Source organism: Thermomonospora sp. CIF 1 (assembly GCF_001896795.1).
Taxonomy (GTDB): domain Bacteria; phylum Actinomycetota; class Actinomycetes; order Streptosporangiales; family Streptosporangiaceae; genus Thermomonospora; species Thermomonospora curvata.
In genome coordinates this window covers 166,748-178,784 of sequence record NZ_MOYN02000026.1, presented here as the reverse complement: position 1 = coordinate 178,784, position 12,037 = coordinate 166,748, and the positions used below count along the sequence as shown (strand labels likewise).

General features: G+C 72.8%; 9 protein-coding genes. 2 read left to right on the top strand and 7 right to left on the bottom strand.

All coding sequences use genetic code 11. From position 1 onward, the window contains the following. Window positions 1–139: 139 nt before the first annotated feature. The 4 genes from BUE48_RS23310 to BUE48_RS23295 all read right to left on the bottom strand — a co-directional run bounded on the left by BUE48_RS23310 (window position 140) and on the right by BUE48_RS23295 (window position 4,623). Entirely contained in the window at window positions 140–2,242 is a 2,103-nt protein-coding gene (locus BUE48_RS23310) for a hypothetical protein (RefSeq protein ID WP_012854991.1), read from the bottom strand. A 63-nt stretch (window positions 2,243–2,305) separates the two neighbouring features. Continuing rightward, window positions 2,306–2,953, bottom strand: coding sequence for an OB-fold-containig protein (locus tag BUE48_RS23305; RefSeq protein ID WP_012854990.1), 648 nt, complete (start codon window positions 2,951–2,953; stop codon window positions 2,306–2,308). Window positions 2,954–3,329: 376 nt separating this feature from the next. Further along, the gene (locus BUE48_RS23300; RefSeq protein WP_012854989.1) at window positions 3,330–4,181 is read right to left on the bottom strand and encodes a patatin-like phospholipase family protein; all 852 of its coding nucleotides are present in this window, start codon (window positions 4,179–4,181) and stop codon (window positions 3,330–3,332) included. Between the two features lie 25 nt (window positions 4,182–4,206). Further along, the gene (locus tag BUE48_RS23295) at window positions 4,207–4,623 is read right to left on the bottom strand and encodes an acyl-CoA thioesterase (protein WP_012854988.1); all 417 of its coding nucleotides are present in this window, start codon (window positions 4,621–4,623) and stop codon (window positions 4,207–4,209) included. A gap of 221 nt (window positions 4,624–4,844) precedes the next feature. Between BUE48_RS23295 and BUE48_RS23290 the strand changes: the two genes are divergently transcribed. Next, a complete protein-coding gene (locus BUE48_RS23290; RefSeq protein WP_012854987.1) occupies window positions 4,845–5,393 on the top strand; it encodes a PaaI family thioesterase in 549 nt (182 codons plus the stop codon). Window positions 5,394–5,427: 34 nt separating this feature from the next. Here the strand turns inward: BUE48_RS23290 and BUE48_RS23285 are convergent, their stop codons facing one another. From BUE48_RS23285 to BUE48_RS23275, 3 genes are all read right to left on the bottom strand, one after another. Continuing rightward, window positions 5,428–6,234, bottom strand: coding sequence for an amidohydrolase family protein (locus BUE48_RS23285; RefSeq protein WP_012854986.1), 807 nt, complete (start codon window positions 6,232–6,234; stop codon window positions 5,428–5,430). Between the two features lie 168 nt (window positions 6,235–6,402). Further along, entirely contained in the window at window positions 6,403–9,195 is a 2,793-nt protein-coding gene (locus BUE48_RS23280) for an ATP-binding protein (RefSeq protein WP_286991042.1), read from the bottom strand. A gap of 57 nt (window positions 9,196–9,252) precedes the next feature. Next, window positions 9,253–10,557 carry an ABC transporter substrate-binding protein gene (locus BUE48_RS23275; RefSeq protein ID WP_012854984.1) on the bottom strand — a complete coding sequence of 435 codons (1,305 nt, stop codon included), beginning with the start codon at window positions 10,555–10,557 and terminating at the stop codon, window positions 9,253–9,255. A gap of 202 nt (window positions 10,558–10,759) precedes the next feature. On the opposite strand from BUE48_RS23275, the gene BUE48_RS23270 reads away from it, so the two are divergent. After that, window positions 10,760–11,977: a PucR family transcriptional regulator gene (locus BUE48_RS23270; RefSeq protein ID WP_012854983.1), complete on the top strand. Its 1,218-nt coding sequence runs from the start codon at window positions 10,760–10,762 to the stop codon at window positions 11,975–11,977. Window positions 11,978–12,037: the final 60 nt, after the last annotated feature.

Below are 12,037 nucleotides of genomic sequence, written 5' to 3'. Positions count from 1 at the left end.
GCACCCGGGAGCCGGCCGGTGCCCCTTTCTCAGCACGCCGTTTCCGGGGGCCGGGACGGGAGCGGCTTCACGCCCTGGGAGGGCGCGGAACCGGACGCCGCTGCGGCCCCGTCCCGGAAACCGGGACCACGTGCGTGAATCAGTGGTCGCCGTTGGCCGCGGAGACCGCGGGCTGCTTGGGGATCAGCGCGGAGACCGGGGCGTCGGCCAGGCCCAGGCGCTGGGCGGTGTTCAGCAGTTCGCTCAGCTTGTCGGTGTGCGGGCCGCCCGCCTTGATCAGCTTGAGCAGCAGCGCCGAGAGGGTCAGGTCGCGCACGCCCCCGGCGTCCAGCGACCCCAGCACGCGGGTGAGGTCCTCGGTGAAGCTGCCCTCGCCGGTCAGCCACGGACCGCCCAGCGCCTGGGCGACCTGGGAGTTGTTGACGAACCCGTCCACGCTCTTGCCGAGCGCCACCGAGTTCATCAGCTTGTCGAAGAACACGCTGTCGCCGCCGACGATGCTGATGTCGGCCTTGCTGAGCCCGGCGGCCAGCACGTTGGCCTGCTGCTCGGCGATCTGCCGCTGCATGTCCAGCCCGGCCAGGCGGATGTCCTTTTCGGTCTCCAGGCGCAGGCGGTACTCCTCGTGCTCGCGGGTGGCGTCGGTGAGCTTGGCCATCGCCTCGGCCTTCTCGCTGATGCCCTCGGCCTCGGCCTTGAGCTTCTCGGCGATGCCCTCGGCCTGCGCCATCGCCTTGTCCTTTTCGCCCTCGGCCTCGGCCTGCAGCCGGTCGCGCAGCGCGGCGGCCTCCACCGCCCGCATCTCCCGCTCCACGGCGGCCTGGGCGCGGCCCTCCTTCTCGATGGCCTCGGCGTTGCGCTCGCGCACCTGCACCTCGGCCAGCCCGGGGGCGGCGTGCTCGGCCTGGATGCCCTCGGCCAGCCGGATCTTGGCGCGGGCCTCCAGGTCGGCGGCCTGCTGCCGGGCCTCGGCCAGCGTCAGCTCCTCGCGGGCCTTGAACTTGGCGGCGGCCTCGGCGGCCTCGGCGGCCTTGATGTCCTTGACCAGGGCCTCCTGCGCCTCGGCCTCGGCCTGGATGATCAGCGCCTGGCGGGTGCGCTCGGCCTCCTCCACGGTGCGCAGCCGCTTGATGCTCTCCTCCTGCTCGGCCACGGTCTTTTCGACCGCGATCCGCTCCCGGACGACCTCGGCGATCTCCCGCTTCTCGGCCTCGATCTCCTTGTTGGCGGCGATGCGCGACAGCTCGGTCTCCCGCTCGCGGGCGATGACCTCCAGCTGCCGGTCCTTTTCGATCCGCTCGGTCTCGATGGCGATGACCCGCTCGCGGTTCTTCTCGGCCACCGCGATCTCGCGGGCCTTGTTCTCCTGCTGGATGCCCAGCTGCTCGTCGGTGCGGATGTGCGCGGTCTGCGCCCGCAGCCGCTCCTCGGCCTGCACCCGCGCGATCTCGGCCTCTTCGCGGGCCTTGAGGGTCTCGATCTCGCGCCGCTGGCGGATCTCGGCGTCGGCCTGCCGGCGCTCCAGCTCCAAGATCGCCTCGCGGGCGTCCACGTTCTGCCGGGTGATCTCCTTTTCCTCGTTGCGCCGGTACTCGTTGGTGCGGACGTGCTCGATCGCGGTCAGCTCGGTGATCTTGCGGATGCCCTGGGCGTCGAGGATGTTGTCGGGGTTGAGGTCGCCGAGCGGGGTCTGCTCCAGGTAGTCGATGGCCGCGTCCTCCAGCACGTAACCGTTGAGGTCGGTGCCGATGACGCGGACGATGTGGTCGCGGAACTCCTCGCGCCGGGTGTACAGGTCGACGAAGTCCAGCTGCTTGCCGACGGTCTTGAGCGCCTCGGAGAACTTGGCGCTGAACAGCTCCTGCAGCGTCTCCTGGTTGCTGGCCCGCTCGGTGCCGATGGCCTGCGCCACCTTGATGACGTCCTCGACGGTCTTGTTGACCCGCACGAAGAACGTGATGCGGATGTCGGCGCGGATGTTGTCGCGGCAGATCAGGCCCTCGCGGCCGGTGCGGGCGATCTCGATGGTCTTCACCGAGATGTCCATGACCTCGGCCTTGTGCAGCACCGGCAGCACGATCGCGCCGGTGAAGGTCACATCGACCTTGCGGACCTTGGAGACGATGAGCGCTTTGCCCTGTTCGACCTTGCGGAACAGGCGGCTGACGATGATCGCCATCCCCAGCCCTATGAGCAGCACGACGGCGAGGAGCACGCCGAGCCCTAGGGTGATGGACTCCATGAACACATTCCCTTCGGGGGTCGGGACGCAGGCGGTCGGGCCCTGCGCGGGCCGGCACGGCGGTCAGGACAGCGGACGGTCGGGATCCATGGACGCGTCGTAGGGCATCACCCGGAAGAACTCGCCCTTGCTGTCGTAGTCGAAGATCAGCGCGGTGCTGCCGGCGGTGAGCGGCCCGGCCAGCGGGTCCTCGCTCTCCTGGCGGACCTGGATGATCGCCGAGGAGCCGTCCGGCGCGGTGATCTCGGCCTGCCCGAAGTCCGGGCCCACCGTGGAGGTGCGGATCACGCAGACCCGTCCCACGAAGTCGTGCCGGGACGACTCGCGCAGCCGCGGCAGCGCCTTGCGCAGCGGTATCACCACCAGGCAGGTGGCCAGCCAGGCGAGCACCACGGCCAGCGCCAGCACCACCAGCCCCAGAGCGATCGTCAGCGGCGAGGACAGCTCCAGCCCATCCAGCATGACGGCACCTACCAGACTGAAGAACCAGGAGAAGGCGATCAGCAGCGACAGCGCGACGGTCACCGGAACGTCGCCCAGCCGCAGGGCGCCGAGGAAGCCGCTCAATCCCGCGGCCTCATCGTCTCCGTCCAGCAGTTCCAGGTCCGCGGCGCCGAGCACCATGGCCAGCCAATAACCGCCGACGACCACCAGGGCGAACGTGAACAGGCCGGTGGGGAAGGAGAAAATCGTCTCGATGAACTCGCCCATGGCCTAGCCGACCTCCCCCGTATTCGCTTCCGCTCCAAAGCGGAATTCCACGACCGTCGCGATCCGAGCGGCCGGATCGCCCGAGGGGACGGCCGGAAGGCTCGCGGTGTCGCCGGGGGCGAGCAGGCTCGGCCATCCCCGCCGACCAGACTTCCCGGCGCACCGTGCGGCGAATGGTACAGGTGTCGCAGATGAGCGACCAGTCCGATCCGCTGTGACCCGTCGCGGGCGGCGGGGAATCGGACGTTCGAACCGCACCCTTTACATCCTCCCATTCCGCCTGTTCTCAATGGGTTCGATGGGACGGGACGGAATGCGGTTCCATTTCCCTGCTGGCCGGTTCCGGCCAGCAGGGAACAAAACATCGGGTCCGCCCTCAGGCCCAGGCCGCGCGGACGGTTTCCACGGCGGACGCGGCCTGCGCCACACCGGCGTCGAAAGCCGGACCCCACAGTTTGGGGCTGAGGATGTCGGCGCCGAAGACCCGCTGGGCGGCCTCGTCGGGGGCGACGGTGGCGATGCGGGCGCCCTCCAGTTCGGCCAGCTCCCGCTGCAGGGTGTTGCGCGGCGTCAGATGGGCCATGGGCTCCAGGACGACCACCGCCTGCGCGCCCTTGGCCAGGTCGGCGTTGGTGACCGAGCGGATGCCGCCGTCCATGTAGCGGCGGCCGTCGATGGCGACCGGCGGGAAGACGCACGGCACCGAGCAGCTGGCCCGCACCGCCAGCGCCAGCGGCACCCCGGAGGCCGAATCCCACACCGCGAACGAGCCGTCCTCGGCGTCCACCCCGGTGATCAGCAGCCGCCGCTTGGGCCAGTTCTGGTCGGGCAGCCGCCGGCCGACCTCCTCCAGGACGGCGCCCATCTCGTCCACCTGTGCCTCCAGCGCCATCCGGCCGACCTTGGCGCGGGCCTCCTGGGGATCCAGGGAGGTGTCGTAGAGGATGGCGAACGCCTCCAGCACCGCGTTCAGGTCGGTGTTGCGGGGCGCGGTGCCCGGCCCGCCGCCGGTGGAGCGGGCCGCCAGGCGCTGCACCGCCTCCGACAGGTCCGCGCCGTGCGCCACGTGCGCGCCGACCACCGAGCCCGCCGAGGTGCCCACGATCAGGTCCGCGGTGGTCAAATCCACCCCGTGCGCGGCCAGCCCGGTGATCAGCCCGGCCTCCCAGGCGATCCCGGCGACCCCGCCGCCGCCCAGTACCAGGGCCCGTCCGCCGTCCGTCGTCATGCCTCGATCCCTTCGCTAGCCCACTTCAACCGGTCAGCAGTTTTTTCATGGCCGAGCGCATCGGCTCGCCGATCTCCACCGGCCGGCGCGTTGCGCGGTCCACGAAAACATGGACGAAACGCCCCTCTGCGATCAAGGTCTTGCCGTCCTCGCGGAACAGGCCCACCTCGTAGTGGACGCTGGAACGGCCCAGGTGCCCGATCCGCAGCCCCACCTGAAAGGACTCGGGAAATTCGATGGAACCCTTGTAGACGCACCGGGATTCCACGCACAGCCCGATCTGGGAGCCGTGGTGGATGTCCAGCCCCGCCTCACGGATCAACCAAGTGTTGATCACCGTGTCCATGACCGAGTAGTGCACGGCGTTGTTGACGTGGCCGTAGACGTCGTTGTCCTTCCAGCGGGTGGGGACGGTCTGCCAGTAGCCGTACTCAGCGTTCACGGCGAGCAGTGTATGTGCGCCCCTTGTGCCGCGATCGGCCGCCCTTGCCCGGCTGACCTGCGGGTTCGGCGCGCGGTCGCCTCGGTTGTGAAAGACGCCGGACGGGCGGGCGGCGGGGATGGTCCACCTCACAACGCCCGGCCGCCGGGGCCGGGACGTGAGGTAACTCTCGGTCGCTGCAACTTTCAACCGAGGACGAGTGATTTGTACCGTTTGAAGGTATGACCGCTCCCACCGAATCCCGGTCCGCCAAGCGCACCAGCGCGGCCTCGGAGATCACCACGCCGCCGCCGGGCGCGACCGTTCCCGCGGTGGACCCGGCCGCCGGCCAGGAGTACGAGCTGTCGGACGAGGTGCTGGGCAACGAGTGCTTCGGATGCGGCCCCCATGTGGAGCACGGGCTGCAGATGAAGCGCATCGGCCGGGACGGCACCACCGCCTACGGCGAGATCGTCGTCAAGAGGGAGCATCAGGGGGCGCCGGGGCTGGCGCACGGCGGGATCCTCGCCACCGCGATGGACGAGATCCTCGGCACCTCCGCCTGGCTGACCGGCGGCCGCTATGTGACCGGGCGGCTGGAGACCGACTACCTGGCCCCCGTGCCCGTGGGCTCCACCCTCTACTTGAAGGCCTGGTGCAACGGGGTGGAGGGACGCAAGGCCTACATCGAGGGCGAGGGCCGCATCGGCGGCCCGGACGGCCCGGTCGCGGTGCGCGCCGCCGCCATCTTCGTCCGGGTGCCGATGGAGCACTTCACCAAGCAGCGCTGAGCGCCGGCCCCGTGCGGCCGCTTCGGCGGCACGGCTAACGCACCTCCGCCAGCAGCCGCCGGGCGTTGCCGCCCAGGATCGCGGCGCGGGCCGCCGGCGACAGGCCGTCCAGGCGCGCCATGCCGGACTCGATGGTCAGGGCCACGTTGGGCGCGTCGGTGCCGAACAGGAACCGGTCGGCGTGCTCCTCCAGGACCTCGGCGGGCACCTCCACCGGCTCGGTGACCACGGGGGTGAGGTCGGCCAGCACGTTGGGGCACCGGCCGATCAGCTCGATCGCGGCCGCGGAGGCCGGGTGCGCGGCGTGCGCGATGATCAGCGGGGCCTGCGGGTGCCGCCGGGCGACGTTCTCCAGCGCCGCCAGCTCCTCGCTTCGGGTGTGACCGGTGACGGCGTGGCCCACGTGGACGACCGCGGGCAGGCGGCGCCGCTCGACCAGCCGCCACATCGCGTCGAAAGCGGGATCGTCGGCCCTGAAGTCCCCCACCGAGCAGTGCAGTTTCAGCACCCGCAAACCCAGCTCGTCGATCGCCCGGCCCACCACGCGCTCCGGATCGGCGTCCCCGGGGTGGACGGTGGCGCCGCCCACCACCTGCACCGACGGGTGGGGAGGGCGGGCGGCCAGGCGGGCGCTGGCCTCGTTGAGCCCGGCGGCCACACCGGGCTTGTGCGCGTACGGCAGGCTCCACACCTGGCCGACGCCCGCCCGCTCGGCCGCCGCCAGGACCGCGGCGTGGTCGTTGGGGTAGCTCAGCCGTCCCGGGATGTAGGCCTCGAAGATCGCACGCACCTTCTCACCGAGCCGGCCGGGCAGCAGGTGCACATGGGTGTCGACGATCACGCCGCCATCTAATCAGGGACGGATCCGGCGAACGCCCGCCGGATCCGTCTTTTCCGCACCCGGCCTTCTCGCGATGGGGGCCTCGACGGCGCTCGTTGCCCGCGTCTTCCGGCCGCGAGGCCCCCTTCCCGGGTACGGCGACGACGCCTCGGCGGGTTCACCGGGACGTCACGCCCGGCGGAGCAGCAAGGTCAGCTCGACCCGGGAGCGAATGTCCAGGCGGGTGAAGATGTTGCGCAGATGGTGCTCGATGGTGCGGGGGCTCAGCGACAGCTGGGCGGCGATCTCCCGGTTGGTGGCGCCCTCGGCGACCAGCCGGGCGATCTGCAGCTGCTGGGGGGTCAGCTCGTCCAGCCCGGGCGGCGCCGCGGGCGCTTCCACCGTCTCCCCGGCGGCGCGCAGCTCCGCCCGGGCCCGCTCCGCCCAGCGCTCGGCCCCGTACTCGGTGAAGATCTGCAGTGCGTCGCGCAGGTGCTCGCGGGCGGCCCGCGGCTTGCGGCCGCGCCGCAGCCGGTGCCCGTACAGCAGCGCGGTGCGGGCCATCTCGAAGGCCGATTCGGCCTTGGCGTGGTGGCGCAGCGCCTCTTCGAAGTGCGCCACCGCCGCTTCGTCGTCCTCGGCCAGCAGCCCCTGGCAGCGGTGCGCCAGCGCCAGCCGCGCCGGGCTGCCGGTGCCCTCGGCCCACTGCCGGTAGGCCGTGAGCGCCCGAGCGGCCTGCCGCCGCCGGTCGCTGCGCACCGCCGCCTCCACGAAATAGGGGGTGGCCAGGACGCGGATGGTGCGGTGCTGGGCGCCGGCGACGCCGCGCAGCCGCAGCCGGGCGGCGGCGTCGGCGGGCCGGTCGTCGGCCAGCTCCAGGCAGGCCAGCGCCCAGGCCGCCACCGTGGCGGGACGGCTCAGCCCGCGGGCGCCGACCGGTTCGGCGATGGCCGCCAGCTGGGACATGGCCGCCTCACGGTCCCCCAGGAACGCGTTGACCAGCGCCATCAGGGCCAGGTGGTCGATGGCGCAGTTGTCCTGCCCGGCGGCGCGTGCCAGGCGCAGCCCTTCGGCGGAGTGGGCCAGCGCGGCCGGGAAACGCCCCAGCAGGCACTCCACCAGCGACAAGGTGACCAGGCAGGCGGGCAGCAGCGCGGCGGCCTGGGGCCGGCGGGCGGCGTGCACCGCCTGTTCGGCCAGTTCATGGGCGCGCAGGTCGTCGCCGAGGGTGATGGCCGACACGCTGCCCCAGATCTTGGCCGCCGGGTCGGTGCTGGTCTCGCTCAGCTCCATCGACCGGCGCAGCGGGGTGCAGGTGCGTTCGTAGTCGCCCTGCAGCGCCGCCGCCATCCCGGCGAAGTGCGTCATCATCAGCTCGGTCATCGGGTGCCCGGCCGGGTGGCACAGCTCGGCGGCCCGCTGCGCCGCGTTGCGCTGGGCGCGCAGGTCGCCGGTCAGGTCGGCGGCCTCGATCGCCCGCATCAGCGCGCTCAGCGCCAGGCCGGGCCGGGACTCGGCCAGCCTGCCGGCGGCGTCCAGCAGCAGCCGGGCGGCGGCGGGCGGGTGCCCGGCGCGCAGTTCGATCTCCCCGTGCAGCCGGTCGGCCCGGCCGATCAGCTCGGCCGACCCCAGCAGCGGCCGGGCCCGCTGCAGCAGGGCGCGGGCGCTGCGCGGCCGGCCGGCCCGCCAGTGATCCTCGGCGGCCGCCAGCAGCCGGTCGGCCTTCAGCCGCGGCTGGGGGGTCAGCGCCGCGGCCCGCTGCCAGGCCCGGGCGGCCGCGGCGTGGTCACCGGTCTCCTCGGCCAGCACGGCGCCCGCGCTCAGCTCGTCGGCCAGCGCCGCGTCCACCCCCTCGGTGATCGCCGCGCGGTGCCAGGCCCGCCGCAACCGGTGCCAGGGGCGGTCCAGCACCTTCGCCAGCAGCCGGTGCACCGCGCGCCGCTCGGCCAGCGCCGCGTCCGTCTCCAGGCAGGCGCGCGCCAGCGGGTCGGCCACGTGGACGCGTTCGCCGTCCACCCGCACCAGCCCCGACTTCAGCGCCACGTCCCATTCGGCCAGATCGACGCCGGCCTCGGCGGCGGCCCGGGTGAGGGTGTCCAGCTCCAGCCGGTCGTCGGCGACCGCCAGCAGCACCAGCATCCGGGCGCCCGGCGGCAGCCGGTACAGCCGCCGCCGGTAGTGGGCGCGCAGCCGGCTGTGCGGGGGCAGCGTCACGGCCGTCGCCTGCCGGGCGGGGGCGTCGCCGAGGGCGGTGGCCAGCTCGACCATCGCCAGCGGGTTGCCGGCGGCCGCCTCCAGCAGCTCGGCGTCCAGCTCACTGTGGCCTCCCCCGGTCCGCCCGCGCAGGATCGCCAGCGCGTCGGCCTCCTCCAGCGGGCCCAGTTCCAGCGACCGGATGTCCGACAGCGGCCCGGCCTCCTCCGGCGGCCCGTGCTCGTCGCGGACGGTGAACAGCATCGCCACCGGTTGGTCCGCCACGCGGCGCGCGGCGAACGCCAGCGCCTCCAGGGACGGGGCGTCCAGCCATTGGGCGTCGTCGACCCAGCACAGCACCGGGCCGTCCCGGCCCAGCTCGGTCAGCAGGCCCAGCACGGCGCGGCACAGCGCGAAGGAGTCGGCGGGCGGCTCCGCGGCGGCGTCGGTCAGGAAGGCCAGCGCCGCCGCCTGCTGCGGCGGCAGCCGGTCCAGCCGGTCGGCCACCGGCCGGAGCATGCGGTGCAGGCCGGCCAGTGCGAAGCGGGACTCGTCGGGGATCCCGCGGGTGCCGAGCGTGCGAAGGCCGGCCGCGGCCTGGCGCAGCGCGGCCTCCAGCAGGGCGGTCTTGCCCATGCCCAGACCGCCTGAGATCTGCAGCGCGCCGCCCCGTCCGCGGCGGGCCTGCTCGATCAGTTCGCGCAGCGCCGCCAGCTCCCGGTCGCGTCCGTGCAGGACGGGTTCGGGCCCGGGGGCGGATGCCGTGGGAACGGCGGTTTCGACGGCCATGGGGGGTGCGAACGTTGAGCCGGGTGGCATGGCGCTCCTTCCCGCTCAGGGCATCGCTCAGAGGGGTGGGTCGTAGCTTTTCGCCAGGGTGGATTCGAAGGGCTCGCGGTGGATCGTCAGACCGCCGAGGGCGTCGCGGTCCGGCCGGAGGACGTAACTGGCCCGCGAGCCGGGCCTGGTCCACTGGGTGTAGTTCTGCGGCGGGCCGCCCAGGCCGGCGTCGAAGGCGTGCGTGGAGCGGTGCGCGGCCACGATGCCCTCCCGGCTGAGGTCCCGCATGGCGCACGCCTTCTTGAGGGCCTGCCCGACGATCGCGGCGGCCATGTAGCCGGACAGCACGCCGGAGTCCAGCGGCTGCCCCCGGTAGGCCCGCCGGTAGTCGCGGGCCAGCGCCTTGACGCCGGGAATGTCGGCGCTCATCGGCGCCCCGGCGCTGAGGACGAAGTAGTTCTTCTCCAGAGCGGGGCCGATCGGGCTCTTCAGCAGCTGCTCGGCGAACGCCGAATTGCCGGCCACGAACGGCACGTCCAGTCCTTGCGCGGCGGCGGCGCCGACCAGGGAGGCCGCCTGCGGCGGGCTCACACTGACCAAGATCGCCTTGACGCCGGCCCGGCGGAACGCGGCGGCCTGCGCGCTCATGTCACCGTCGGCGGCCTTGACCCGCTGTTCGATGAGCCGCAGCCCGGCCTGCCGGGCGGCCCAGCGGGAGCCGGCCAGCGCGCTGTGCCCGTAGTCGCCGTCCAGGAACAGATGGCCGATCGCATCCCCGCGCCGCAGGCCCTTCTCCTCGGTCAGGAACGCGACCCCGTTGATCATGTCCAGGTCGTAGGTCGTCCCGACGACCTGGATGTACTTGCTGCCCAGCAGGGTGTGCGCCCAGGCCTGCGGGACGGTCAGCACCCCGGCCGACTCCAGGCGCGGGCGCAGCGCGTTGGTGATCGGGGAGCCGATGACCTGGGCGATGGCCGCCGAGCGCGGCGCCACCTCACTGTAGGCGGCCACAGCCCGCCGCACGTCGTAGCCGTGGTCGCGCACGATCAGCTCCACTTTGCGCCCGCACACCCCGCCGGCGGCGTTGAGGCGGTCGAAGTACAGCTTTTGTGCCTGGGTCACACCCTTGCCCAGCGGCGCGTACGGGCCGCTGAGATCGGTCAGCGCGGCGACGGTGATCCGGTCGCCGGTGACGCCGTGACCGACCCGCATCGCCGCCGCGGACGGGGCGGCGGATGCAAGCGGTCCCTTGCCGGTGCAGCCGGTCAGCAACGCGGCCGCGCACGCGAGCGCGACCAGGACGACGGCCCCGCCGCGGGGTCTGCCGGGGCCGTCGGCTTCGCTCGGGGGGTGGGAGCGGGGAGCGAGCACGCTGCCTCCTTCGGGGGACGCTGGCACACCAGCACGCCCCGGCGGGCAGGTCCATAGTGCTGTCCGAATTGAGGGAGAAGTATCAATCCATAGGGGCCGCGGTTGTGATCGCACACAATCCCGGGGTTTTGTTGGATCGCCCGTATAGTCGCGGCCCCAAGGTGGGTGGCAGCATGAGCGCACTCACCGAGGGAGGTGGCGCATGGGCGCACTCACAACCTCGCCCGAAAAGGCCGACCGTGTGATCATCCGTCGGGCGGTGCGTAAACTGGCGGACCGGCTGCCCCAGCTGGCGGATCGACTGGTCAATGAGATCTTGGCCGGTGAGGGACAGGACCGTCCAGCGGAACTGCGCGCCGATCTGTGGGAGTTGTCTCACATCGGCCTCGGGCACGGGATCGAGGCGATCCTCGACCCCAGCCGCGGCCGCGCCGACCTGCGCTGGGCCGAGGAGCTGGGGCGGCGGCGGGCCGAGCAGGGCCTGCCGCTGGACCAGCTGTTGCGCTCCTACCGGCTGGCCGGCTGCGTGTTCTGGGAGGCGCTGGTCGAGGCGGTCAGCGAGGAGAACCCCGAGCATGTGCCGCTGCTGGTCCGCAACGCCACACTGACCTGGCACACCATCGACCAGCAGTCCACCGCCGCCGCGGAGGCCTACCACCGCACCGAGTACGAGCTGCTGCGGCGCAGCGAGGAGCGGGTGCAGGCGATCGTGGACGCCCTGCTGGAGGGGCGCGGCACCGACCCCGGACTGCTGCCGGCCGCCACGCGCGCGCTCGGCCTGCCCGCCCAGGGCCGCTACGCGGTGGTGGTGATCGATCAAGGCGAGGTGCTGGGCGGACGCGGTTTCAGCCGTCCCACCGACGGCGGCGGGCTGCGCTTCATCTGGCGGATGCGCGCCGACACCCAGATCGCCGTGGTCGATCTGGGCAACGCCGACCTGGACGACCTGGTGGAGGTGCTGCGGCCCCGGGTCTACGGCCACGCCGGGATCAGCCCCGTGGTGGAGGCGCTGGCCGACCTGGGCAAGGCCCGCTGGCTGGCGGAGCTGGCGCTGCGCACCTGCCGGGAGCCCGGCGCCGAGATCGCCCGGCTGGACAGGCGGCTGCCCGATGCGCTGGTGGTCTCCCAGCCGGAGCTGGCCGAGCGGCTGGGCCGCGGGGTGCTGGGGGCCTTCTCCCAGATCAACCCGGCCTTCCGGGACGTGCTGATCTCCACGCTGGCCACCTGGCTGGAGTGCGACGGGTCGGCCTCCAAGGCCGCCGGCCGGCTGTATTGCCACCACAACACCGTGCTCAACCGGCTGCGCCGCATCGAACAGCTCACCGGCCGGTCCCTCAACCGGCCCCGGGAGCTGGTGGAGGTGGTGCTGGCGCTCAGCGCGCTCAAGCTGGTCGGCCGGCCCGACGACGGGCGGCCCTGACCGCCGTCCCACCCGTGCGCGAGCCGCCCCGTGGGCCTTGCGGGCCCACGGGGCGCGGTC

Excerpts from the sequence above, each read along its gene's own strand:
- BUE48_RS23310 (WP_012854991.1), bottom strand. The coding sequence starts at position 2,242 with ATGGAGTCCATCACCCTAGGGCTCGGCGTGCTCCTCGCCGTCGTGCTG.
- BUE48_RS23305 (WP_012854990.1), bottom strand. The coding sequence starts at position 2,953 with ATGGGCGAGTTCATCGAGACGATTTTCTCCTTCCCCACCGGCCTGTTC.
- BUE48_RS23300 (WP_012854989.1), bottom strand. The coding sequence starts at position 4,181 with ATGACGACGGACGGCGGACGGGCCCTGGTACTGGGCGGCGGCGGGGTC.
- BUE48_RS23290 (WP_012854987.1), top strand. The coding sequence starts at position 4,845 with ATGACCGCTCCCACCGAATCCCGGTCCGCCAAGCGCACCAGCGCGGCC.
- BUE48_RS23280 (WP_286991042.1), bottom strand. The coding sequence starts at position 9,195 with ATGGCCGTCGAAACCGCCGTTCCCACGGCATCCGCCCCCGGGCCCGAA.
- BUE48_RS23270 (WP_012854983.1), top strand. The coding sequence starts at position 10,760 with ATGGGCGCACTCACAACCTCGCCCGAAAAGGCCGACCGTGTGATCATC.